25 protein-coding genes and 1 tRNA gene are annotated in these 22,062 nt (G+C 58.5%); 10 read left to right on the forward strand and 16 right to left on the reverse strand.

Annotation, left to right across the window (positions count from 1 at the left end):
• Positions 1-4: 4 nt before the first annotated feature.
• Positions 5-1,345, reverse strand: a complete 1,341-nt coding sequence (gene trmFO / locus ACR0J5_RS05560; RefSeq protein ID WP_480651193.1) for a methylenetetrahydrofolate--tRNA-(uracil(54)-C(5))-methyltransferase (FADH(2)-oxidizing) TrmFO — start codon at positions 1,343-1,345, stop codon at positions 5-7.
• A 251-nt stretch (positions 1,346-1,596) separates the two neighbouring features.
• Positions 1,597-2,382 carry an enoyl-CoA hydratase gene (locus ACR0J5_RS05565; protein WP_480651195.1) on the reverse strand — a complete coding sequence of 262 codons (786 nt, stop codon included), beginning with the start codon at positions 2,380-2,382 and terminating at the stop codon, positions 1,597-1,599.
• 58 nt (positions 2,383-2,440) lie between these two features.
• Here ACR0J5_RS05565 and ACR0J5_RS05570 point away from each other — a divergent pair, with 58 nt between their 5' ends.
• Complete coding sequence (locus ACR0J5_RS05570; RefSeq protein WP_480651197.1) at positions 2,441-2,884, forward strand: PaaI family thioesterase; 444 nt, start codon at positions 2,441-2,443, stop codon at positions 2,882-2,884.
• Positions 2,885-2,939: 55 nt separating this feature from the next.
• On the opposite strand, the gene ACR0J5_RS05575 is transcribed toward ACR0J5_RS05570, so the two are convergent.
• Entirely contained in the window at positions 2,940-3,167 is a 228-nt protein-coding gene (locus ACR0J5_RS05575; RefSeq protein ID WP_480651199.1) for a DUF1127 domain-containing protein, read from the reverse strand.
• Positions 3,168-3,266: 99 nt separating this feature from the next.
• Between ACR0J5_RS05575 and ACR0J5_RS05580 the strand changes: the two genes are divergently transcribed.
• The 3 genes from ACR0J5_RS05580 to rpsI all read left to right on the forward strand — a co-directional run bounded on the left by ACR0J5_RS05580 (position 3,267) and on the right by rpsI (position 5,776).
• The gene (locus tag ACR0J5_RS05580; protein WP_480651201.1) at positions 3,267-4,661 is read left to right on the forward strand and encodes an aminotransferase-like domain-containing protein; all 1,395 of its coding nucleotides are present in this window, start codon (positions 3,267-3,269) and stop codon (positions 4,659-4,661) included.
• Positions 4,662-4,826: 165 nt separating this feature from the next.
• Positions 4,827-5,285, forward strand: a complete 459-nt coding sequence (rplM, locus tag ACR0J5_RS05585; RefSeq protein ID WP_039536983.1) for a 50S ribosomal protein L13 — start codon at positions 4,827-4,829, stop codon at positions 5,283-5,285.
• A gap of 5 nt (positions 5,286-5,290) precedes the next feature.
• Entirely contained in the window at positions 5,291-5,776 is a 486-nt protein-coding gene (gene rpsI, locus ACR0J5_RS05590) for a 30S ribosomal protein S9 (RefSeq protein WP_480590939.1), read from the forward strand.
• A gap of 56 nt (positions 5,777-5,832) precedes the next feature.
• Here rpsI and ACR0J5_RS05595 read toward each other — a convergent pair whose 3' ends face one another.
• The 13 genes from ACR0J5_RS05595 to ACR0J5_RS05655 form a co-directional block, all read right to left on the reverse strand.
• Entirely contained in the window at positions 5,833-6,993 is a 1,161-nt protein-coding gene (locus tag ACR0J5_RS05595) for an ABC transporter substrate-binding protein (protein ID WP_480651203.1), read from the reverse strand.
• 29 nt (positions 6,994-7,022) lie between these two features.
• Entirely contained in the window at positions 7,023-8,909 is a 1,887-nt protein-coding gene (locus tag ACR0J5_RS05600) for an AMP-dependent synthetase/ligase (RefSeq protein ID WP_480651205.1), read from the reverse strand.
• A gap of 5 nt (positions 8,910-8,914) precedes the next feature.
• Complete coding sequence (locus ACR0J5_RS05605) at positions 8,915-9,688, reverse strand: ABC transporter ATP-binding protein (protein ID WP_480651207.1); 774 nt, start codon at positions 9,686-9,688, stop codon at positions 8,915-8,917.
• The gene (locus ACR0J5_RS05610; protein WP_480651209.1) at positions 9,685-10,449 is read right to left on the reverse strand and encodes an ABC transporter ATP-binding protein; all 765 of its coding nucleotides are present in this window, start codon (positions 10,447-10,449) and stop codon (positions 9,685-9,687) included. Before ACR0J5_RS05610 ends, ACR0J5_RS05605 begins: the two co-directional genes overlap by 4 nt.
• Positions 10,446-11,543 carry a branched-chain amino acid ABC transporter permease gene (locus ACR0J5_RS05615; protein WP_480651211.1) on the reverse strand — a complete coding sequence of 366 codons (1,098 nt, stop codon included), beginning with the start codon at positions 11,541-11,543 and terminating at the stop codon, positions 10,446-10,448. Before ACR0J5_RS05615 ends, ACR0J5_RS05610 begins: the two co-directional genes overlap by 4 nt.
• Before the next feature lie 4 nt (positions 11,544-11,547).
• Entirely contained in the window at positions 11,548-12,423 is an 876-nt protein-coding gene (locus ACR0J5_RS05620) for a branched-chain amino acid ABC transporter permease (RefSeq protein ID WP_480651213.1), read from the reverse strand.
• Between the two features lie 75 nt (positions 12,424-12,498).
• Positions 12,499-13,527, reverse strand: a complete 1,029-nt coding sequence (locus ACR0J5_RS05625; protein ID WP_480651215.1) for an alcohol dehydrogenase catalytic domain-containing protein — start codon at positions 13,525-13,527, stop codon at positions 12,499-12,501.
• A 146-nt stretch (positions 13,528-13,673) separates the two neighbouring features.
• Positions 13,674-14,165 (reverse strand): hypothetical protein, encoded by a 492-nt coding sequence (locus ACR0J5_RS05630; RefSeq protein WP_480651216.1) that lies wholly within the window; start codon positions 14,163-14,165, stop codon positions 13,674-13,676.
• 225 nt (positions 14,166-14,390) lie between these two features.
• Positions 14,391-15,272, reverse strand: coding sequence for an isocitrate lyase/PEP mutase family protein (locus ACR0J5_RS05635; RefSeq protein ID WP_480651218.1), 882 nt, complete (start codon positions 15,270-15,272; stop codon positions 14,391-14,393).
• A 4-nt stretch (positions 15,273-15,276) separates the two neighbouring features.
• Positions 15,277-16,551 carry a TRAP transporter large permease gene (locus ACR0J5_RS05640; RefSeq protein WP_480651220.1) on the reverse strand — a complete coding sequence of 425 codons (1,275 nt, stop codon included), beginning with the start codon at positions 16,549-16,551 and terminating at the stop codon, positions 15,277-15,279.
• The gene (locus tag ACR0J5_RS05645) at positions 16,548-17,045 is read right to left on the reverse strand and encodes a TRAP transporter small permease (protein ID WP_480651222.1); all 498 of its coding nucleotides are present in this window, start codon (positions 17,043-17,045) and stop codon (positions 16,548-16,550) included. The genes ACR0J5_RS05640 and ACR0J5_RS05645 overlap by 4 nt, the downstream gene beginning before the upstream one ends.
• Before the next feature lie 51 nt (positions 17,046-17,096).
• A complete protein-coding gene (gene dctP / locus ACR0J5_RS05650) occupies positions 17,097-18,077 on the reverse strand; it encodes a TRAP transporter substrate-binding protein DctP (protein WP_480651224.1) in 981 nt (326 codons plus the stop codon).
• Positions 18,078-18,287: 210 nt separating this feature from the next.
• A tRNA-Ser gene (locus ACR0J5_RS05655) sits at positions 18,288-18,377 on the reverse strand.
• A 123-nt stretch (positions 18,378-18,500) separates the two neighbouring features.
• Between ACR0J5_RS05655 and ACR0J5_RS05660 the strand changes: the two genes are divergently transcribed.
• The 6 genes from ACR0J5_RS05660 (at position 18,501) to ACR0J5_RS05685 (ending at position 22,035) form a co-directional block, all read left to right on the forward strand.
• On the forward strand, positions 18,501-19,343 hold the full coding sequence (locus ACR0J5_RS05660) for a DUF2059 domain-containing protein (protein WP_480651226.1): 843 nt from the start codon (positions 18,501-18,503) through the stop codon (positions 19,341-19,343).
• On the forward strand, positions 19,343-20,143 hold the full coding sequence (locus ACR0J5_RS05665; protein WP_480651228.1) for a DUF2059 domain-containing protein: 801 nt from the start codon (positions 19,343-19,345) through the stop codon (positions 20,141-20,143). Before ACR0J5_RS05660 ends, ACR0J5_RS05665 begins: the two co-directional genes overlap by 1 nt.
• Before the next feature lie 210 nt (positions 20,144-20,353).
• Positions 20,354-20,971 carry a 50S ribosomal protein L21 gene (locus tag ACR0J5_RS05670; RefSeq protein ID WP_480651450.1) on the forward strand — a complete coding sequence of 206 codons (618 nt, stop codon included), beginning with the start codon at positions 20,354-20,356 and terminating at the stop codon, positions 20,969-20,971.
• Between the two features lie 11 nt (positions 20,972-20,982).
• Positions 20,983-21,252 (forward strand): 50S ribosomal protein L27, encoded by a 270-nt coding sequence (rpmA, locus tag ACR0J5_RS05675; RefSeq protein WP_039535512.1) that lies wholly within the window; start codon positions 20,983-20,985, stop codon positions 21,250-21,252.
• Positions 21,253-21,343: 91 nt separating this feature from the next.
• A complete protein-coding gene (locus ACR0J5_RS05680) occupies positions 21,344-21,502 on the forward strand; it encodes a hypothetical protein (protein ID WP_480651230.1) in 159 nt (52 codons plus the stop codon).
• Positions 21,499-22,035, forward strand: a complete 537-nt coding sequence (locus ACR0J5_RS05685) for a GNAT family N-acetyltransferase (RefSeq protein WP_480651232.1) — start codon at positions 21,499-21,501, stop codon at positions 22,033-22,035. Before ACR0J5_RS05680 ends, ACR0J5_RS05685 begins: the two co-directional genes overlap by 4 nt.
• The last annotated feature ends 27 nt before the right edge of the window (positions 22,036-22,062 follow it).

The raw sequence follows: 22,062 nt of genomic DNA on the forward strand, positions 1-22,062 counted from the left end.
CCAGTCAGCAATGCGACAGCCAGCTTTCCCATTCGGCTTTGGCGCGATCCGTATAGGCTTTGTACCGGTCCTTACGCCCACGGCGACCGCCTTTCAGCCCATCGACAGGACGGAACAGGCCAAAATTGACGTTCATCGGCTGAAAGGTCTTGGCCTCGGCGCCACCGGTGATGTGGTGGATCAAGGCCCCCATGGCGCTGTCCTGCGGCACCTCGGGCAGCGTTTGGCCCATGATTTCAGCGGCTGCCAGCCGGCCTGCCAACAACCCCATGGCCGCACTTTCCACATAGCCCTCAACCCCGGTGATCTGCCCGGCAAAGCGGATGTTGGGCTTGGATTTCAACCGCATCTGCGCGTCCAAAAGGGTGGGAGAGTTGATGAACGTATTCCGGTGAATTCCGCCCAACCGCGCAAAGCTGGCGTTTTCCAGACCCGGGATCATACGGAACACCTCGGTCTGCGCGCCGTATTTCATCTTGGTCTGAAAGCCCACGATATTGAACAGCGTGCCAAGCGCATTGTCCCGGCGCAACTGCACCACCGCATGCGGTTTGACGTCCGGCTGGTGCGGGTTCGTCAGGCCAACCGGCTTCATCGGGCCATGGCGCAGGGTTTCGCGGCCACGTTCCGACATCACCTCGATCGGCAGGCAGCCGTCGAAATAGCCTGCGGTTTCGCCCTCGTGGAACTCGGTCTTGTCGGCGGCCAGAAGGGCATCGATGAACGCCTCGTACTGATCGCGATCCATCGGGCAGTTGAGATAGGCGGTACGTTCTTCCTCGGTCTCACCCTTGTCATAGCGCGATTGCATCCACGCTTTGCTCATGTCGATGCTGTCGGCGTAGACGATGGGGGCAATGGCATCAAAGAACGCCAGGGACTCGGCGCCGGTTTCGAGGCGAATAGCCTCACCCAGCGCGGCCGAGGTCAGCGGGCCGGTTGCAAAGATCCAATGGCCGTCGTCGGGCAGGGCGGTGACCTCTTCATCCGTAACCTCGACGCGGGGGTGTGCGCGCAGCTTGGCTGTAACGGCCTCGGCAAAGGGGTCGCGGTCCACGGCCAGCGCGCCGCCAGCGGGCAGGCGATGCGCATCGGCGGTGGTCATGATCAAACCGTTTGCGGCACGCATTTCCCAATGCAGCAGACCAACCGCGTTTTGTTCGTCATCGTCGGAGCGGAAAGAGTTTGAACACACCATCTCGGCCAGGTTGCCGGTTTGGTGCGCAAAGGTGCCGACCTTGGGGCGCATTTCGTGGATCACCACATCCACGCCCATTTCCGCCGCCTGCCATGCGGCCTCGGACCCGGCCATCCCGCCGCCCACGATATGCAATTTCTGTGTCATGGGCTGCCACATAGGGCACAGCACAGCACAACGCAACGGATCAGGTCAGGAAATTGAGAGAGGGGATTTTGGGGTCGCCGCTGCGGGTATGTCAACGCCGGTGAGAGAAACCAGCTTGGAGGGACCTTCCGCCCACGGCGACCCAAAAAATGTATCCAGAGCTTACGCCCTGTCCCAGCTTTGCCACAGTGTTGCCTTTTTGAAAAGTGCAAAAATGCGAACAGTCCTTAAAAATGTTGACAACAATTGCCTCATTGATGCCAATTTGGCGGTCTTTTTTCGATAAATGCAGATATTCCTTCTTCGGTATCTCTATGCAGCATATTCTGTGCCATTACCTCTCCGGTGTAGGAATATGCCTGTTCAATGGGCATATCGAGCTGCTGATAAAAGGCTTGCTTGCCGATCTTCACCGCCGATCCCAGCTTGGAGGCCAGCTGATCCGCAAGGGCTGAGGTTTCATGCTCCAGCAACATTTCCGGCACAACGCGGTTGATCAGCCCCAGTTCCGCTGCTTTTTCGGCTGATATGAAATCGCCGGTGGTCAGCATCTCAAACGCGCGTTTGCGTGGGATGTTGCGGCTCAGCGCTACCATGGGGGTCGAGCAGAACAGGCCGATATTCACGCCGTTGACGCCAAACCGCGTGCCTTCTGCCGCCACTGCCAGATCGCAGGTGGCGACCAGCTGGCAGCCCGCAGCGGTGGCGATGCCGTGGACTTGCGCGATAACGGGCTGGGGCAGGGACTGGATCGACAGCATCATCCTGGCGCATCGGGAAAACAGGTCCTCGAAATAAGCTTTGCCGCCATCTTCGGCCTGCCGCCCAGCCGTCATCTGTTTCAGATCGTGACCCGCGCAGAACGCCTTGCCTTCGCCCCTGAGGATCACGGCGCGAATCGTGCTGTCGTCGCGCAGGGCGTTGAATTCTGTCTGAAGGGCGGCCAGCATCTCGTCGCTGAGGGCATTCAGACGTTCGGGCGCGTTCATTTTCAGGGTCGCCACCGCATCTTTGTCGTTACGTTCCAGAATTGCCATCTTGCCCTCCGATCTGATGTCAGGCCAACTCTAGGTCGGCAGAGCACGGAGGGGAAGCATGGCGTTGGAAATGGATCGGGACGAGGTGATGGATTACCTGCGGCAGGTTTTCCCCCAGGTGCGCCACGATTTCGTAGTTGAAGACCTGACCGAGGATACAATCGTCATGCGACTGTTGGTTCAGGACAAACACCTGCGCCCCGGCGGAACGGTCTCGGGGCCGACCATGTTCGGGCTGGCGGATGTCTGTGTCTATGCCATGGTGCTGGCGCGCAAGGGGCGGCAATCGCTGGCGGTGACCACGAACAGCTCATTGGATTTCCTGCGAAAACCCGAAGGGGGCAAGGATATGATCGCCCATTGCCGGTTGCTGAAACTTGGTCGCAGCCTTGCGGTTGGGGATGTGTTGATGTTCTCGGAAGGATCCGACAAGCCGGTGGCGCGGGCCACCATGACCTATTCCCTTCCGCCCGAAGGGTCCGCAGCAGCCGCGTTCGGATAAAAAAGGCCGGGCAATGCCCGGCCAGGAAGAGGTCCCGTAATGGGACTGGGGAAGCTTAGTCCTGCCAGAAATAGCGGCTGTATTCCTGACGGGCCTGGTATCTGGTCAGCCCGACATCCTTGAGCATCCGGTCATCCAGATTTGACAGGTTCACGCGGCTGCGGCGTTGGCGTTCCCACTTTGTCACAGTCGCCGCAAACCGTACTGCCAGCGATGCGACCAGCGGCAGCCGGGGGCTGTCGTTCAGCAACATAAGGGCGGGGGTGTGCATAGCGCGTGTCATAGTGGGTATCCTTTCAAATTGTATTGACACAAAGCGTAAATGTTCGGTACATGTATTTGATACATTCTTGATTGTGTCAAAATCAAAGGAAGAATTGTAATGGATACAATTTGGCCCGACTCCCTGCCAAAGTCCAAAGGTCCTAAATACACATTGGTGGCCGACACAATCCGAAAAGCCATTGATAACAAGCTGCTGGAAGTTGGTACGAAACTGCCGCCGGTGCGGGAACTGGCGTATCGGTTACAAATAACACCGGGAACAGTTGCGCGAGCCTACACGATTCTGACCGATGAAGGTTTGCTACAGGCCGAGGTCGGACGTGGTACATTTGTCGCCCAGCCGCGCACTCCGGTCCTGGATGATATTTGGGCGCGGCAGACCGAACCGCCCGAGACCGACGCTGTTCGCCTGTTCAGCCCATTGCTGCCAGACGTAGGGCAGGTGAGTGCGGTCCGTGCCGCCCTTGTCGAAACCTCCAAAGGCCCGGCCGAGGATTTTCTGAACTACCCCAGCCGGGACGCGTACAGACCGGTCCGGCAGGCCGTCGTCGATTGGTTGAGCGATGTGCCCTTGGGCGTTCTCAACGAAAGCGACGTGGTCCTGTCCCATGGCGGGCAGAATGCGATTTCGCTGGTGTTGCAAACGGTACTGAAAGGCCCCGCGCCAACAATTCTGGTCGAAGACCTTTCTTATGCAGGATTTCGGCGCTCGGCCCAGATTTTGCGGGCCGATGTGGTTGGGGTGCCGATGGACGAACATGGCGTCCTGCCCGAAGCGCTGGATGCCTTGGCGCGGCAAACCAAGGCGCAGGTGTTTTGCACCTCGCCCGAAGTGCAAAATCCCACGGCGACGCACACTCCGATCGAACGGCGGCAGGCGTTGGTGCGTGTCGCACGCAAGCATGGGATGGAGATATTGGAGGACGATTGTTATCGCATCGGCGATGCCCGCGCGCCCGGCTATCGGGCTTTGATGCCGGAAAGTGGTTGGCATGTGAGTTCGATCTCGAAAACCCTAACCCCGGCTCTGCGGGTCGGCTTTGCCATCGCGCCGCGAGGCCGGGGCAGCGAGTTGCGGCAAGTCGCCGAATACGGCTTTTTTGGCCTTGCGCATCCGCTGGCCGAGGTCACGCGCATATTGCTGTCCGACCCCCGCAGTCGGCAATTGGCCCAAAGTGTTCGGGACGGCGTTGCAAAATACGTCATGATCGCCGTGAATACACTGGGCGGCTTTGATCTGACTTGGCATTACGAAGTGCCGTTCGTGTGGCTCAAACTGCCCTCGGGTTGGCGCTCTGCCGCGTTTTGCCGTGCCGCTGCGGCAGAAGGGGTGCAAATCCGCTCCGCCGACGAGTTTGCTTTGCGCGATGGTCGGGCCCCACATGCGGTACGGATTGCCATCAATGCGCGTGTGGCGAAAAGCTCATTCGAAAATGCGATGCAGCGGCTGCGCGGCCTTTTGGACAATCCACCCGAGCAAATCAGCGTCTAAGCGTGGGGTAAAATAATACCTATTTTATAAGTTATTGTTTTTGCTTAACTTAAAAGGCATTGCTGTTGTTGACCTACACCGCGCTCCCCTCTAAATACGCTCCATCGAATTCGGGCCGCTCCGACCTATGGGGCGGTCTTTCACATCAAACAGGACTATCCTGCCATGAAAACCTTTTCTGCAACACCTGCAGACATCGACAAGAAATGGATCCTGATCGACGCCGAGGGCGTTGTTCTGGGCCGTCTTGCCTCGATCGTCGCCATGCGTCTGCGTGGCAAGCACAAAGCGTCGTTCACCCCGAACATGGACATGGGCGACAATGTCATCGTGATCAACGCTGACAAAATCCAGATGACCGGCAAGAAGCGCGAAGAAAACTTCTACTGGCACACGGGTCACCCGGGCGGCATCAAGTCGCGCACCAAGCAGCAGATCCTCGAAGGCGCACACCCCGAGCGCGTCGTGACCCAGGCGGTCAAGCGCATGCTGCCGGGCAACCGTCTGGCGCGCCAGCAGATGACCAACCTGCGCGTTTACGCCGGTGCCGAGCATCCCCATGAGGCGCAAGCGCCCGAAGTTCTGGACGTTAAGTCCATGAACAAGAAAAACACCCGGAGCTAATGACCATGGCTGATCAGATCAATACTCTCGAAGAGCTGAGCGCCGTTGCAGGCGTCGAAGCCGTCGCCGAAGAAGTCATCGTGCGCGAGCCCGTCCGTGACGAACTGGGCCGCTCCTACGCCACCGGCAAGCGTAAAGACGCTGTTGCCCGCGTTTGGATCAAGCCGGGTTCCGGCAAGGTCACCGTGAACGGCAAAGACCAGGACAAGTACTTTGCGCGTCCCGTTCTGCAGCTGATCCTGCGCCAGCCGTTCCAGGTTGCCGGTGTAGAAGGTGAGTTCGACGTTGTTGCAACCGTCAAAGGCGGTGGCCTGACCGGTCAGGCCGGTGCGGTCAAGCACGGCATCTCGAAAGCGCTGCAGCTGTACGATCCCAGCCTGCGTGGTGCCCTGAAAGCCGCTGGCTTCCTGACCCGCGACAGCCGCGTTGTGGAACGTAAGAAATACGGTAAGCGCAAAGCGCGTCGTTCGTTCCAGTTCTCCAAGCGTTAATCGCTGCGGAATACGACTTTCAAAGGGCTCGCAAATGCGAGCCCTTTTTTGTTGGCTTATTCCTCGTAAACCAGCTTCCAGGCACCGTTTTCGACCACATTGACGAAAACCGTGTCAGCCCCTTGATGGTCATCGGGACCATAGGTGATCTCATTGCCGACCAGCTCATCCGTGTAGTTCAACGACTCCATCGCGGCGATAAAGCTTTCATGTGTCAGGTCGGGGCCTGCGGCCTCAAGCGCTTTGACCATCATCTCGGCGGCGGAATAGCCCAGCATGGCAAAACCGACGGGGTCTTCTCCGGTCGCGGCTTTGTATTCCTCGATAAACGCAGCCGGGGCGGGTTCCTCGGCCCGTGCCCACAGGTCCTGCCATGAGGCCGCGGCGTAGAACCCATCTGTCACACCGCCCGGAACTTGTGCCACGACGGTCAGGAAACTGGCCGACGTTCCCAGGAATTTCATATCCGTCAGGCCCATCTTTTTGGCCGTGCCAACAACGGTGATCGCCTGACGCACGCCAAGTGCCATGGTGACGATATCGCAGCCTTCTTCCTTGAGCTTGCTCAACGAGCCCACTAAATCGGTTTCATCAGGTTTATGCGTGGTCTCGGACACAAAGGCGATCCCGGCCTCTTCGGCACCGGCCTGACTGCCCTCAAGGATTTCCTCGCCAAAATCGGTGGGCAGGTACATGGTGCAGACGCTTTGCGACCCGAAGGTGTCAGCCAGATATTTCACGCCAACGCGGCTTTGATCGAAATAGGTCGAGAACGAAGTGAACTTGTTATCCATCGGTTCCTGCAGCATCTGCCGCGCAGCGGTCAGCGGGGCAACGTTTGGAATACCCTTTGGGTCCAACAGCTTAAATCCCGCCATGTTCATGGGCGTGCCCAGCGATTGCATCATGGCAAATACCTTGTCGCGATTGAGCAGCTTGTTATAGCCCTGCATCGCGCGCGGCATCTGATAGCCGTTATCTTCAACCACAAAGCGGATGGTGCGGCCGTGTACGCCGCCTTCGGCGTTGACGCGGTCAAACACGACATTGGCCCCTTTGGTGGCAGGAACTCCGACGGCGGCGAATATACCGCTCAGGTCGTTGACCGAGCCGATGACGATCTCATCCTCTGTTACGCCTTGCGTTTGTGCGTTGGCCATCGTGGCAGCAGCAGCCAAAGCGGTGGCGGCAGTCAACTGTTGGATCACGTTCCTCATGTTTCTCCTCCCTTTGGGTAAACCCTTTTCTATTTGTACATGTCTTCAATGAGATGTGCGTGTTTCTTTTCAACAAAGCTGCGCTTGAGCTTCATCGTGGCCGTCAGCTCATCATCGTCGGCGGTCAGCAGCACGTTGATCAGGCGGAAATCCTTGATCTGCTCGACCCGTGCGAAGTCTCTGTTGACGGCTTCCACCTCTGCGCCGATCCGGTCCCGAACCTCCGTCGCGGCGCAGAGCGAGGCAAAGTTCGAAAACGGAACCTTGCGATCCTGTGCGAATTTCTCAACGTTTTCCTGATCGATCATTATTAGCGCCGTCAGGTATTTGCGTTGATCACCGATAACGACTGCATCCGAGATATAGGGGCTGAATTTCAACCGGCTTTCGATCTCGGCCGGGGTGATGTTCTTGCCGCCCGCTGTGATGATGATGTCTTTCAGGCGGCCGGTGATGGTGACATAGCCGTCGCTGTCGATTTGCCCCATATCACCGGTGCGCAGCCAGCCATCGGCAGTGAAGGTCTCGGCGGTTTTGGCGTTGTTGCGCCAATAGCCCTGAAAGACATTCAGGCCCTTGATCTGGATTTCACCGTCGTCCGAGATGCGCACGTCATTGCCCGGCACCGCGCGCCCGATGGTGCCAACCTTGTTGTGCTGCGTCGTGTTCAGGGTTGCCAGACCCGAGGTTTCGGTCATGCCAAACCCTTCGACCAGCGGCACACCAATGGCCCAGTACCATTTCAGCAAATCCGCTGAGATGGGCGCGGCCCCGGAACCGCCCCGGCGCAGCCGATCCAACCCCAGCATCCGCCGCAGATTGCGCAGGACCAGCCTGTCCCACAGCCAGAATTGCGCGGCAATCGCAGGGGGAACGGGCTGCGCCGACAGGATGTATTCGGCGCGGGCAAAGCCAGCCTTCAACGCCATGCGAAACGCGGTGCGCCCAGCAGGGGTTGCGTCCTGTGTCAGGATTTGGACATAGGAATAAATCTTCTCCCACACGCGCGGAACCGCGGTGAAGGTCGAGGGCGAGACCTCTTGCAGGTTGGCAAACACGGTCTCGGGGCTTTCGGCGAAATTCACCACACATTTCGAAGCCAGCGGCAAATAGACCGACACGTCGCGCTCAAGGATATGGCAGAGCGGCAGAAAACAAAGCTGCTCATCACTTTCCAATGTGGGCAGGGCATGCGCCCCAGCCTCAATCGCGGCCAGGATGTTTTCATGGCTCAGCATCGCCCCTTTGGACATGCCGGTCGTGCCTGAGGTATAGACCAAAAGGGCGGTATCCTGCGGCGAGGCCAGGGCGATTTCACTCTGGAACCGGCTGGGATCGTCTGCCTCGGCCTGACGTCCGAGGTCATAGAGATCGCCGATCATCATACAGCGGTCGTGGTGCAGATCGTGCAGGCCCTCGTCTTCCAGAGTGATGACATTCAGCAGGCCCGGCACTTCGTCCTCGATTTCAAGGAACTTGTCCAATTGCTCTTCATTCTCGACGACAAGAAAGCGGCTGTCGCTGTCATTGATCAGGTATTTCAATTGCTTGGCGGAATCGGTGGTGTAAACGCCCGAGGCAATCCCGCCGACCCCCTGAATACCCATATCGAACCACGCCCATTCCTTGCGGTCCTCGGACAGGATCGAGACGACCTCGCCCCGTTGCAGCCCCAACTTGCGAAGGGCCAGCCCAATCCATGTCGCATGCTGCCAGTAGTCGGCCCAGCTGTAGGATTTCCAGATGCCGAGGTCTTTTTCGCGATGCGCCGTCCGCGCGCCCAGATCGGCACATCGTTTGTGAAACAGTTCGCAGATGGTCCTGCATTCATCGACCAGTACGGGCCGTTGTCCGGGCGTCGCGTTGTACTGGATGCCGTTAATCTTGGTCTGAGGGGGCAGGGTGCTGATGTTCATGCCGCTTACCTCCAGGTCTTTTTGCGTTTCCAGCGGCGGTTTTCCCGCGTGCCTTCTTCCTGCACGCCCAGGTAGAAGTTCTGGATGTCTTCGGATTGCATCAACATATCCGCCGCACCGTCCATGACGATGCGCCCGACCTCCATCACGTACCCATGGTGGGCCAGTTCCAGCGCTGCATTGGCGTTCTGCTCAACCAGCATCATGGTCATGCCCTGTTCGTCATTCAGGCGTTTGAGGATGCCGAAAATTTCCTGCACTAGCAGCGGCGACAAACCCAGCGAGGGTTCGTCCAGCAGCATGATCTTGGGGCTGGCCATCAGCCCACGCCCGATGGCCAGCATCTGCTGCTGTCCGCCAGACAGGGTTCCGGCCTCTTGGGTGCGGCGTTCTTTCAGGATCGGGAAATAGGAAAAGACCAGCTCGCGATCATGATCGATCTGGCCTTTGTCCGATGCGGTATAGGCCCCAAGGCTGAGGTTTTCATCGACCGTAAGCAGGGGGAACACCTCGCGTCCCTCGGGCACGTGGACGATGCCTTTTTGCACGACCTTATGGGGCTCGGACCCCTGAATTTCTTCGCCGTCGAAGGTGATTTTGCCCTTTTCAGGGTCCATCACACCCGACACGGTTTTCATCAGCGTTGTCTTGCCCGCACCATTCGCGCCGAGGATCGACACGATTTGCCCCGGATGCACGTCCAGCGAAACACCGCGAATGGCCATGATCGGGCCATAGAAACTTTCGACATTGCGGATGGTCAGGATCGGTTCGCTCATGAAGCTTTACCCAGATAAGCTTCGACGACCGCCGGGTGCGATTGCACCTGCGCCGGAGTCCCCAGCGCCAGCATCGCACCGTCGGCCATCGCCAGCACCCGGTCGGATACGCCCGAGACCAGCCCCATGTCATGTTCGACCATAAGCACCGTGATCCCCATCTGCCGCCGGATATCGTCGATCCACCAGCGCATATCCGTGGTCTCTTCGACCGACAGGCCCGAGGCCGGTTCGTCCAGCAACAGCAGCTTGGGGTCGGTGGCCAGCGCGCGGGCGACCTCGACCACTTTGCGCACACCATAAGGAAGGCCCGAGATCATCTTGTCGCGATACGCCTGCAAATCGAGGAAATCGATGATCTGCTCGACCTTTTCACGGTTCTCGATCTCTTGTCGCCGGGCCGAAGGCAGGAAAAACACCTCGGACAGCAGATTGGTTTTGCGATGGCGGTGCCGCCCGACCAGCAGGTTCTGCAGCACGGTGGCATGTTCGAACAGCTCAATGTTCTGGAACGTGCGCGCCACCCCATAAGCCGCCACGCCCGAGGGTTTGACCTGCAACAGATCATGGCCGTCAAAACGGATCGACCCGTCAAACGGATCGTAGAACCGCGAAATCAGGTTGAACACGGTCGATTTTCCCGCGCCATTGGGGCCAACGATGGCAAAAACCTCGCCTTCATCGACCGAAAATGAAAGGTCGTTCACTGCCGTAAGGCCGCCGAATTTCAGAGTGACGTTTTCAAACTCAAGCAGGCTCATCTCAGGCGCTCCGTCTTGAGGTAGGATTTCTGACGTTTGAACATGTCCTTGCGGTAGAAGGGGAACAGCTCAAACCACGTGCGGATTTTCAGCCAGCGGCCATACATGCCCATCGGCTCAAACAGGATGAAACCGATCAGGATCATACCGAAGATGCCAAACTCCAGCCCCGGTATGGCGACGGTGCTGCCGCCGAACAAAGCGCCGACATATTCCTTTGAGATCGATAGAAACTGAGGCAGGAAACCGATGACAATCGCGCCCAGAAACGCGCCATGGATCGAGCCCAGCCCACCGATCACGATCATCATCAGCAACTGGATTGAGATCAGAACGCTGAACGTCTCATTGTTGAACGCGCCCGAGAACATGCCCATCAGCGCGCCCGCCCAACCGGTGACCGCGCAGGACAGCGCGAATGAGATCATCTTGGTCCGCGCGATATCGATACCCATCGCCTGGGCCGAGACCTCGGAATCGCGCACGGCGATGAAGCTGCGCCCCAAAGGTGCGCGCAGCAGATTGATGTATCCCAGCGTCACCAGAACAGCGACCACCAGCACCAGCCAGAAAAAGGGGGCAGGGGTGCCCCAGCGGTCGATGGTCAGGCCAAAGACATCGACCCCGCCGATGAACTTGCCGCCGACGCCGCCTGTGATCGGCTCGGCCAGAACGATGACGTCATCCATCAGGATCGACAACGCCATGGTGAAGATCGCCAGATAGATGCCATGCAGTCGCAGGGCGGGGATTGCGACGGTTACGCCCGCAATGCCGGTCAAGATACCGGCCAGTGGAAAGGCGATCAAAAACGGCACGCCCGCCTCAAGCAAGATGACATTTGCATAGCACCCAAAGGCCAGAAACGCGGCGTGGCCCAGACTGACTTGACCGGTATGGCCGGTCAGCACCATCAGGCCCAGACCGGCAATGGCCCAGATCAGGACGTTTGTCAGCTCACCCAGATAAAAATCGTCCAGCCACCACGGGGCCGCCGCGACGACCGCCAGCAAGATCAGGTAGAGGCCCAGTTGATAGCCATCTTTCCAAGGGCGGATGTCCTGCATGTAGCTGGTTTTGAAAACGATCCGCATGCCCCTAGACCTTTTTGACCCGAACCTGACTGAACAGCCCGTTGGGCCGGAAGATCAGTACGGCCAGCAGCAACGCATAAGGCGCGATCTGGCTATAGCCTGCGGCGACATAGCGGCTGGCGAAGGGTTCGATGACACCAACGATCAGCCCTCCGGCCAGCGCGCCGGGCAGGCTGCCGAAACCGCCAATAACGGCGGCGGCAAAGGCCTTAATCCCCAGCAGACCCGTGGTCGGGTCGACAGACCCTTTGGCGGCGAACAGAATGCCGGCGATCCCGGCCACAACACCCGCCAAACCCCAGATAAAGCCCTGCACCCGTTTGACAGGAACGCCCATGTAATACGCCGCCAACTGGTTTTGTGAGGCCCCCTGCATCGCCAGACCCAGCTTGGTGCGGCTGAAGAAGACATACAGCCCCCAGGTCAACAGGATGGTGACGATGATGACAGCCACATCCTCCATCCCCAGAACCAGCCCGCCGAACCGCACCTCTTTCCCGGCCAGCGGGTTCTGCAGCGTCTGCGGCTCATGCCCCCAGATCAGCCCGGCCACAAAGCGGATCACAAAGCCCAAAGCGATGGTCAGGATCACCACAGCGGTCTGGCTTTCTCCGAACAGCCGTCGGATGATCAGACGATCCAAAAGATACCCAAGCGCGCCCATGATCCCCAATGAGATTGGCAGCGCCAGCCAGAAAGGCAGCCCCATATATTCGGTGTTTGTCAGTCCGATGGTGACAAAGGCCCCCAACATCATGAAATCGCCCTGCGCGAAATTCACCGCTTCGGTCGCTTTGTAAATCAGAACAAATCCAAGCGCGATCAGGCCGTAGACACAGCCATTCGCCAGCCCGCTGATCAGCAGCTGCGCGTTGTCCAAGTTCACCTCCCAATACCGGTTTTCCCGACGTTGTTGATGCCGCAGAGGTCGTTGCGCCCCCAAGGCTTGGGTTCACTATGGCGTGATTATCACCTTTCCGTCACTCTTTTTCAGCGCGCCCGCCAGGTCAGAGATCACATTTCGCAGCGCAAGCCGTTCAGAAACATCGGTTTTCCATCGTCCGTCTGCAAATCGGGCCTGCACCTCGGACACAACACGCATCTGATCGGCCGGAGGGGTTGAGGTCATCCATTTCGTCAGCCAGAACCCCTCGATCCGTTTGCCCATAAAGATAAACTGGCCCATCTGCGTGAGCTTCGGCAACTCGGCGCTGAGCTTGCCATAACACACCCACCGCGCGCCGTTCGGCATGGCGCAAAACACCTGCTCCGAAAGCTGATCGGCAACTGCGTCCAGAAACACGCGGGGTTTCAGCTGCCGGCTGAGGGACGCAAATTGTGCGGGCATATCCGGGTCCGAGGTCACGAGCACGGCGTGGGCCCCAAGGCCCTGTAGGGCAGAAGCAGCCTCAGCGCGCCTGACCAGCGCGATGGGCTTCAGCCCCAGATCACGCCCGAGGCTGCACATGAGCTTACCCAACTGACTGGTCGCGGCTGAGACAACAAACGCATCACCCGCAGCCCTTGCAATATCGACCATCGCCATTGCGGTCATCGGATTTACGATCTGGGCGGACCCGTCATCGTCCGAGATGTCAGGGCGCAGGGGGATGCACATCAAAGCCTGCGTGACCACATATTCCGCCCAGGCACCGGCGGCGGCGGCGACAAAAGCCACGCGCTGACCCTGCAGGGCCTCAGCCCCAGCGCCGGTGGCCACCACATCTCCGCAGCCTTCGAACCCGGCAGCGGCCCCTTGGACACGCGGCTGTCCGTATTCGCCCTTGATGAAATGGATGTCGGACGGGTTCACCGATGCGGCGCGTAGTCGGATCAATACTTCACCCGGCCCGGGGTTGGGAACAGGCAGCTCTGCCTCGGCCAACCAATCAGACGCGTCCTCAAGTGACGGCCCTGTAGCCTGGCCGGAATAGCCATCCTGAGTTTGAATAACGGCAAACATGGTTGCTGGCAGGTCGGGCATGGGGGCTCCTTCAGAAATCCTTGCGACGGGGTATCTGTCGCAGTTCGGCAAAGCGAATTCTCCGCTTTGCCGTTTGTCTTGCAGCGAAACAAATACCACGGAACGGGTCAACGCTCCGCGTGTGTGACCTTACGCAAGGGGTTCGGTCACTGTCCGCTCAGCAAAGTTCTGAGCTCTTGCAGTTTGATCGCGATGGTTTCCGGCGATGCCTGGATATCCTCCAGAATCTGGATGGCCTGTGTTTTCATCTCTTGCGCCAGATCGCTGTCCTCGATCGAGGTCATCACCGTGTCATAGTCAAAATTCTCAAGCGACAAGGCGCCGCTTTCGATCCAGCTGTTCAGAAGGTCCTGACCCTGATTGGCCAGTGCGGCCGCATCCTCACCAGCCTGGTTGGCCAGATCGGTTGCTGCTTCGCTGGCTTGTTCTGCCGCGTCCGATGCCTGATCGACAAGGGATGAGGCCGCGTCACTGGCTTGCTCGGAAACTGAGCTTGCCGCTTCACTGACGGCATCCCCTACGTCTTGTGCCGCTGTTTCCAATTGCTCAGCAGGGGTGGGTTCAGGTTGGGTCAGGTAATAATAGGCGCCAGCGCCAAGTCCGGCGATGACGACTGCAAGTAATAGAGTACGCGACATGAGAGTCTCCTTTGGAAAATGTGCCGCCTTGGTGATGGGATTCTAACCGAAGGCAAAGGGGGAAATCCCTGAAACTATTTTCATTTCCATGGATTGAGCCGGGGTTCGCCGGTCCGGCCAATACGGACGGCAACAACATGCCGGATCATTGGATCAAACGAAGTGCGCGTGTGATCCAAGGCTGTCTGCGCACGGGCGTGTTCGACGTTGACCTAACACTTTTGGTCATTCGGCCTGACGGCTGGACGTACGATACCGTTCGGAGGTTTCATAATAGTCATCGAACCCAATCCTGCGGCGCAGTTCTGAGAACTCCATCAATCCGGGGCGCTCGTCGTTGCGCATTGCGCCAAGGGTCTGGACCATGGCCTGCATTGCAACGGCCATCAAAGACAGCGGATAGGCGGCAATGGAATAGCCAATGTCACGCAACACCGCGTTCGGCAGGTCGGGGGTTTCGCCGCCCTCAACGATATTGGCCATCTTTGGGCCGGGCAGGGCGCTGCAGATCACCCGCATCTCAACCTCGGTCTTGGGGGCTTCGACAAACAGGATGTCCGCCCCAAGTTCGGCAAAGCGTTCCGCCCGGGCGATTGCCTCGGACATGCCGTGTTCGTGGCGCGCATCGGTCCGTGCAAGGATCATGATATCTTGACCGGCCTCTTGCAGCTCGGTCTGTGCATCCACCGCAGCGCGGATGCGGTCATAGGCTTCATCACGGCTCACAACGGCCTTGCCCGGCGTGTGACCACAGCGTTTGGGGGCCAGTTGGTCCTCGATCATTACCGCCGCACAGCCAGCGCGGGCAAAGCCCTCAACCGTGCGGCGGACGTTCATGGCGTTGCCATAGCCGGTATCGCCATCTCCGATCATGGGGATGTTGACCGCGCCCGCGATGTTGCGCGCCTGATCCAGAACCTCGCCATAGCTCATGAGGCCCAGATCGGGTTCGCCAATCCTGCTGGCCGATGCTGCAAAGCCCGACATGAAGGTCAGATCATAGCCTTCCTGCGCGATGAGTTTCGCGGACAGCGCGTCAAAACAGCAGGGCATGATGTGGCAGCGATCTTGTTGCAAAAGGCTTCGCAAGCGCGCGGTTTGGGTCATTTTATCACCACTTAAACGGAATATAGAGGGCCAGATCAGGCCACAGGTAAAGAATGATTGCTGTCACCAACAACAGAGCGAGAAACGGTAAGACACCCTTGGCCACATCCCCCAGCGAGGCGCGGGCAACGGCCTGAATGACATACAGGTTTAGCCCTACAGGCGGCGTGATCAAGGCACATTCCACCATGATCACCATGAAGATGCCGAACCAGATCGGATCGAACCCCAACGCCATGGCTGCGGGCAACAGGACAGGGGTCATGATCAGGATCATCGACAGGGCCTCGAACACCAGCCCCATCAACAGCAGAATGACCGAGACCAGTAGGATGAAGACAAGGGCACCGTCGATATTGCTGGCGATGAAGGCCGAGATGTCCTGCGGAATCCGATAAAGCGCGATGGCTTTGCCGAAAATCTTGGCCCCAGCGATGATCAGCAGGATCGCGGCCGTTGTGATGGCACTGTCGCGAATGGCCTCCCACAGTTTCGACCATGTCAGAGTGCGCAGGATCAGCCCTGTGATCAAAAGCGCGGCTGCAAAGCCGACGGCGGCGGCCTCGGTCGGGGTGAATGCCCCTGAGTAAAGCCCAAGGACGATCAGCAGCGCCAGCGCCAGCGAAGGTGTCGCGCGCAGAGAGGCGTCGATCCTCTGCCTGCGGTCGGCCTTTGGTACAGGTGTGTAGCTGTCGGAAAACCGTGCATGGATCATTGCAAATCCCACGAACAGCGCGACCAGCAACAGACCCGGGCCGATGCCTGCCAGAAACAGGGCGATCACGGATTCCTCGGCCACAAATCCGAAGACGATCATCGGAATGGAGGGCGGGATCAGGATGCCCAGCGTGCCGCCCGCCGCCAGCAGGCCGTAGACAAAGCGGCGCTCGTACCCTCGGCTGACCATTTCGGGGATGGCCACCGTGCCAATCGTAGCCGCCGTCGCCACGGATGAGCCGGAAATCGCGGCGAACAAGCCGCAGCTGAGGATCGTCGCAACCGCCAGCCCGCCGGGCCAGTGCCCGACCCAAGCCTGAACGGCTGCGAACAGGTCGCGACCCACGCCGCCTTTCAACAGCACATTGGACATTAACAGGAACAGCGGCACCGCCAGCAGGATAAACCCGTCCAGCGTAGACAGAATGGCCTGCGGCGCCATAAGTGGTGAGAACCCGCCCAGAATCAGCATGCCCAGCCCGATCCCACCCAGGGCAAAGGCCACCGGAACACCGATCAGCAGCAGGGCAAACAGGCAGACAAGGATCAGCAGGATCGTCATTCGTGGCTGCTCCCCAATGTTGTCAGGTCGCGGGCCTTGAGGTTCAGCAATTCGACCACGGATTGCGCGGTAAGCAGGGCAAAGCCAACAGGAACCGAAAGCTCGGCAATCCAGATCGGCAGATTCAGCAGCGAGCCGGTCGTGCGTCCCCGGATCAGGCTGTCGAAGAAAATTTGCCACCCCCAGATCATGACGATGACCGAGAACGCGATGATGACAAGCAGGGCCACGACCACGCAGACCTGCTGCGCCGGTTTGGGCAGCAGGTTCGTCACCGCGTTGACGGTGATATGCCGGCGCTGATGCAGCACCCAGCCCATCGCCAGCAGACACCCCCAGATCAGGCAGAGCTGGCTGAGTTCCGCAGCCCAGATCGTGGGGCGGGTAAAGAAATACCGCGCGACGACCTCATAGGTCAGCATCGCGCCGGTCGCGGCCAGTAGGATTGCCCCAAGCACACCAGCCCAGAGCGAAAGGGTTGTGACAAATTTCATGATGATCTCATCGGGCGACCGGGTGGGTCGCCCGCAATTGCGAGGTTGCGATCAGTTTCCGGCCGCCTCAAGAACGGCCTCGCCTGCATCACCGGCCGACGCCACATAGGCGTCGTAAACAGGCTGAGCCACCGCTTTCCAGGCGGCCAGATCCTCATCGCTCAGCTCCACGATGGTCATCCCGTTTTCTGCGGCGGCGGCATAGGCGTCGGCCTCGATCTGAGCCATGCGGTCGCGCACATCCGCCTGAGCCACGGCCGCTGCATCAGTGATATGACCCCGAATATCTTCGGGCAGACTGTCCCACCATTCGGTGTTGACGACCACGACAAACTCAATATCCGCGTGGTTGGTGACGGTGATGGTGTCCATAACCTCCCACAGCTTGCGGGATTTCACGCCGGACACACCGGTCATCCCCACATCCACCGTGCCACGCTGATAGGCCAGATACTGTTCTGAGCCCGAAATCAGCGTCGGCGCACCACCCGCCGCCGTCACGAAATCACCCAGCGTTTTGCCGAAAACGCGGACCTTCTTTCCCTCCATATCCGCAGGGGTTTTGATCGGCCCACCATTGGACAGCATGATCGCACCGCCATAAGCCTGCCAATAGAGGATCTGACCGCCGGTCTCGGCAACTTCGGCCTCAATCGTGGTGCGGACCGGGCTGCCTTCGGCGACGGCGGCGCGCACCTTGTCTTCAGTGTTCAGCAGGAACGGCATGTAGAACACATCGACGACAGGCGCATCACCAACGTATCGGGTCAACGAGGCCACACCAGCCTCAATCGCGCCCGAGCCAACAGCGGCGGGAACTTCCTTGTCTTTGTAGAGGGTCGCGCTGTCGTAAATCTCGACATCAATTGCGCCGCCGGTGCGCTCTTCGACTTCTTTTTCGAACATCAAAAGGTTTTGACCAAGATGGCTTTTCAACGGCAGCTGAAGCGAAATCCGCATCTTTTCCTGCGCGTGCGCGCCGCTTGCCAAAACACCAAGACCTAATGCGGCCGTCACAATCAATTTACGCATCATTTTTCCTCCCATTGGTGGTTCAGCACACGCGAGGCTGGCTGCCACGGGGCATAAGTATCAATATGATGCTAATCAGACAAACCCTGTTTTCGATGAAAGCCCGGACAACAGTCTGTTTTATGGCCAGTTTTCCCGATCACCCGCAAACGAACACAGATAGAAACGCCCGAAAAGGCGGTTTGGAACAGTGATACAAGCCAGGGAAAGTGGCGGAGAGACAGGGATTCGAACCCTGGGTGGGCTTGCACCCACAACGGTTTTCGAGACCGCCCCGTTCGACCACTCCGGCACCTCTCCGCGGGGGTCTGTGAGGGGGGGATTTAGTCAGGAACGCGCAGGGGTGCAAGCAGAAAATTCCCTAAATTCACTATGACGGGATTTTCCATTGCCAGATGGCTTAAAACGCCTAGGATTCCGCACATGACACATCTTATGCGCCGCCTTACCGTTTTCACCGCCTCTCTGGTTTTGGCCTTTGCCACAGTGACCTTGCCCGCATCCGCGGCCAGTCGCGACCGGATCGAAGCGTTTCTGACCACAACCGGCTTTGACGTCGCGCTGGAAAGCATCGCGCTGGCCTCGGCATCGGCCCCGCAGATGCTGGGGATCGATCCCGACGGGCTTGGGTCGGACTGGTCGCGGCTGACCGAAGAAGTGTTCAACACTGAAGAAATGCACGAAATTGCCGTTTCGATTCTTGAACAGACACTCAGCGATGAGGCGCTGACCCATGCGGTGGAATTTTACGCCTCGGATCTGGGTCAGCGTCTGGTCGAGGCCGAAAATGCCTCGCATATGGTGGAAGATGACGATGCCAAGCAGCAAGAGGGGCAAGAGATCATCTCTGACCTGATCAAGGATGGATCAGCCCGCGTCGAAAGCATCAAGCGTATGAACGCGGCCATCGATTCCAGCGACACGGCGCTGCGGGCGTTGCAGGAAATTCAGGTCCGGTTTCTGCTGGCGGCCAGCGCCTCTGGCGTGATCGATCTGCAACTGGGGGCCGATGACCTGAGAGAGATGATGCGGCAGAATGAGGCGGGCATGCGCCAGGCGCTGCAGATTTCCGCTCTGGCCGGGTCGGCCTATACGTATCAGGGTTTCTCGGACGATGACATCATCGCCTATGCTGAGGCGCTTGAGCAGCCCCTGATGCAAGAGGTTTACGAGCTGCTGAATGCCATTCAGTATGAGATCATGGCGATGAAGTTCGAAGTTCTGGCCGCCCGCATGGCCGAGCTGCACCCTGCACAGGATATCTGATGAGACTGTTTTCTGCAGCGTTGGCCTTGTGTCTTTCAAGCGCGCCGCTGCTGGCCAATGAAAAGGTCGAGCAGCTGATGACTGCCTTGCAGCTTGATCAGACAATCGAGGTTCTGCGCGACGAGGGCCGCGCGATGAGCGAAGAGTTGCAGGAGGATTTTCTCAACAATGCCGGTGGTCCTGTTTTTCATCAGCAGGTGGATCGTATCTTTGATGCCGAAACGATGCGTTTCCATATCGTTGAGGCATTCGAACAAACCCTTACCGAACAGCAACTGGATCGCGCCATTTTGTTTTTTGAAAGTGATCTTGGCCAAACCCTCGTGTCGCTTGAGATCACCGCGCGCATCGCGCTTGGCGACGAAGCCATCGAAGACATGGCTCAGGACACCTATGAAAACGCCGATCCGGATGCTGAGACCTATCGCCTGATCGAAGAGTATATTCAGGTCAACAATCTGATCGATGAAAACGTTCAGAACGCCATCAGTGCCGATTTCAACTTTTTCCGGGGTCTGAATCTGTCTGAAGGGCTGGATGAAACCGAATTGCTGGCGCAGTTGCTTGCCCAAAAGGACGACACGACCGAAAGCACACGAACATGGCTGTATTCTTTCTTTCTGTTGGCCTATAGCCCGCTGACTGATGCCCAGATGCGCGAGAATATCGCGTTCTCCCGTACTGAGACGGGCAGGGCGGTGAATGAAGCCTTGTTCGTGAGTTTCGATCGCATGTACGACAACATCTATTTTCAACTGGGCGAGGCAGTTGGACAGGTCCTGAAAGGGTCAGACCTTTAAGCCTGCATTTGATGTTGACTTTCCCCCGCAATCTATGGATAAGCGCGCATCCCGGCCGGTTCTTCCGCGCCGGGTCTCGTTATTATTGACCCAAAGGGCGTGGCCCAACGGGTCGTCACACAGCCCGAAAAGGGCGCGCTGTTCGAGGTGGCGAAAGCCAGCAACACCCAATCGGGGACCACAGAACGCGGGTTAGATAAGGAAAGACGCATGTTTGCGGTCCTCAAGACTGGCGGCAAGCAGTACAAGGTTCAGGCGGGCGATGTGCTCCGTGTTGAAAAGCTGGCTGCCGACGCAGGTGAAAAAGTTCAATTCAACGATGTTCTGATGCTGGGCGGTGACGCTCCGGTTGTTGGCGCACCTTTCGTTGAAGGCGCAGGCGTTCAGGCCGAAGTGATCGAACAGATCAAAGGTGACAAGGTCATCAAATTCGTCAAGCGCCGTCGTAAGCACAGCTCGAAGCGTACCGTTGGCCACCGTCAGAAACTGACCCTGGTCAAGATCACCGACATTCTGGCGTCGGGCGCTGACAAGTCGGGCATCAAAGCGGCTACCGGTTCGGCACCGGCTGGCGAAGCGGCACCTGCTGCAAAGCCTGCCAAGAAAGCTGCTGCCAAGGCAGAAGCACCCGCCGCCGCTGCAGCGGCTGCTGACGATCTGACCAAGCTGAACGGTGTCGGCCCCGCCGCTGCCAAAAAGCTGAACGACGCTGGTATCGAGAGCTTTGCCGCTCTGGCTGCCTTGTCGGACGAGCAGATTGCTGCTATCGACACCATCAAAGTGAAGCCCGAATGGGTTGAGCAAGCCAAAGAGCTGGCTCAAGGCTAAGGAGAGAGAGAATGGCACATAAAAAAGCTGGCGGTTCCTCCCGTAACGGTCGCGACTCAGCTGGTCGCCGCCTTGGCGTGAAACTGTATGGTGGCCAAGCGGCCATCGCAGGCAACATCATTGTGCGTCAGCGCGGCACCAAGTTCTGGCCGGGCGAAGGCGTAGGCATGGGCAAAGATCACACCATCTTTGCAACCACTGATGGCGCCGTGAAGTTCCACAAGGGACTCAAAAACCGCACCTTCATTTCGGTCCTGCCAGTGGCGGAGGCCGCAGAGTAAGCCGAAACCCAGAAGGTTTAAAAAATTGGGGGGCCGGCAGAAAATGCCGGTCCCCTTTCTCGTTTTAACACAGTTTTGATCTATGAGCCCGATGACAGACCCTGCACGCACCATACCGTCCTTGTTTCAAGGCCGGATTGCCCATGCGGTTGAAGATCGTCTGGGCCGAAAATATCTGATGTGGACGCTGGCCGGCTTTGCCGCCGCCTGCGCAATTTACGTGTTGTTCGGAGGAGGACCGCACTTATGAAACTTGAGGCAATAATAAATCAGCCGGTGATTGAAACCGAGCGGTTCGACCTGCGCCCGTTGCGCCGGTCGGATATGGGTCTCATTGAACACTATGCCGGTGACGAGCGCGTGGCGCGAATGACGACCACCATTCCGCATCCGCTGCCGCCGGGATCGACTGAAGCGTTTGTCACACGTGCCATGTCCGAAGACCGGGATGAAGACGTCTGGGCGATGGACGCCACCAAGGATGGTGGCCCCGAACTGATCGGCCTGATCTCGCTGACCCGTCTGGACCGCAACCAGTCCGAGGTCGGCTATTGGGTCGCGCCCATCTATTGGAACACGGGTATTGCTTCGCTTGCCGTAGAAACGCTGGTCAGGGCCAACCCGCTTGAGAACGCCAACATGTTCGCCAGTGTGTTTCAGGACAATCCGGCCTCGGCGCGGGTATTGACCCATTGCGGGTTCGAATATCTGGGCGATGCAGAAAGCTATTCGGTGGCGCGCGATGCGAATGTGCCCACCTGGACATATACAAAGAAACTCTGACTTGTGGCCGATGGGGCCTTTGCAGTA

The organism is Ruegeria sp. BE1 (assembly GCF_056538885.1).

Coding starts and splice junctions, on each gene's coding strand:
- trmFO (WP_480651193.1), bottom strand. CDS start 1,345: ATGACACAGAAATTGCATATCGTGGGCGGCGGGATGGCCGGGTCCGAG.
- ACR0J5_RS05565 (WP_480651195.1), bottom strand. CDS start 2,382: ATGGCAATTCTGGAACGTAACGACAAAGATGCGGTGGCGACCCTGAAA.
- ACR0J5_RS05570 (WP_480651197.1), top strand. CDS start 2,441: ATGGCGTTGGAAATGGATCGGGACGAGGTGATGGATTACCTGCGGCAG.
- ACR0J5_RS05575 (WP_480651199.1), bottom strand. CDS start 3,167: ATGACACGCGCTATGCACACCCCCGCCCTTATGTTGCTGAACGACAGC.
- ACR0J5_RS05580 (WP_480651201.1), top strand. CDS start 3,267: ATGGATACAATTTGGCCCGACTCCCTGCCAAAGTCCAAAGGTCCTAAA.
- rplM (WP_039536983.1), top strand. CDS start 4,827: ATGAAAACCTTTTCTGCAACACCTGCAGACATCGACAAGAAATGGATC.
- rpsI (WP_480590939.1), top strand. CDS start 5,291: ATGGCTGATCAGATCAATACTCTCGAAGAGCTGAGCGCCGTTGCAGGC.
- ACR0J5_RS05595 (WP_480651203.1), bottom strand. CDS start 6,993: ATGAGGAACGTGATCCAACAGTTGACTGCCGCCACCGCTTTGGCTGCT.
- ACR0J5_RS05600 (WP_480651205.1), bottom strand. CDS start 8,909: ATGAACATCAGCACCCTGCCCCCTCAGACCAAGATTAACGGCATCCAG.
- ACR0J5_RS05605 (WP_480651207.1), bottom strand. CDS start 9,688: ATGAGCGAACCGATCCTGACCATCCGCAATGTCGAAAGTTTCTATGGC.
- ACR0J5_RS05610 (WP_480651209.1), bottom strand. CDS start 10,449: ATGAGCCTGCTTGAGTTTGAAAACGTCACTCTGAAATTCGGCGGCCTT.
- ACR0J5_RS05615 (WP_480651211.1), bottom strand. CDS start 11,543: ATGCGGATCGTTTTCAAAACCAGCTACATGCAGGACATCCGCCCTTGG.
- ACR0J5_RS05625 (WP_480651215.1), bottom strand. CDS start 13,527: ATGCCCGACCTGCCAGCAACCATGTTTGCCGTTATTCAAACTCAGGAT.
- ACR0J5_RS05630 (WP_480651216.1), bottom strand. CDS start 14,165: ATGTCGCGTACTCTATTACTTGCAGTCGTCATCGCCGGACTTGGCGCT.
- ACR0J5_RS05635 (WP_480651218.1), bottom strand. CDS start 15,272: ATGACCCAAACCGCGCGCTTGCGAAGCCTTTTGCAACAAGATCGCTGC.
- ACR0J5_RS05640 (WP_480651220.1), bottom strand. CDS start 16,551: ATGACGATCCTGCTGATCCTTGTCTGCCTGTTTGCCCTGCTGCTGATC.
- ACR0J5_RS05645 (WP_480651222.1), bottom strand. CDS start 17,045: ATGAAATTTGTCACAACCCTTTCGCTCTGGGCTGGTGTGCTTGGGGCA.
- dctP (WP_480651224.1), bottom strand. CDS start 18,077: ATGCGTAAATTGATTGTGACGGCCGCATTAGGTCTTGGTGTTTTGGCA.
- ACR0J5_RS05660 (WP_480651226.1), top strand. CDS start 18,501: ATGACACATCTTATGCGCCGCCTTACCGTTTTCACCGCCTCTCTGGTT.
- ACR0J5_RS05665 (WP_480651228.1), top strand. CDS start 19,343: ATGAGACTGTTTTCTGCAGCGTTGGCCTTGTGTCTTTCAAGCGCGCCG.
- ACR0J5_RS05670 (WP_480651450.1), top strand. CDS start 20,354: ATGTTTGCGGTCCTCAAGACTGGCGGCAAGCAGTACAAGGTTCAGGCG.
- rpmA (WP_039535512.1), top strand. CDS start 20,983: ATGGCACATAAAAAAGCTGGCGGTTCCTCCCGTAACGGTCGCGACTCA.
- ACR0J5_RS05680 (WP_480651230.1), top strand. CDS start 21,344: ATGACAGACCCTGCACGCACCATACCGTCCTTGTTTCAAGGCCGGATT.
- ACR0J5_RS05685 (WP_480651232.1), top strand. CDS start 21,499: ATGAAACTTGAGGCAATAATAAATCAGCCGGTGATTGAAACCGAGCGG.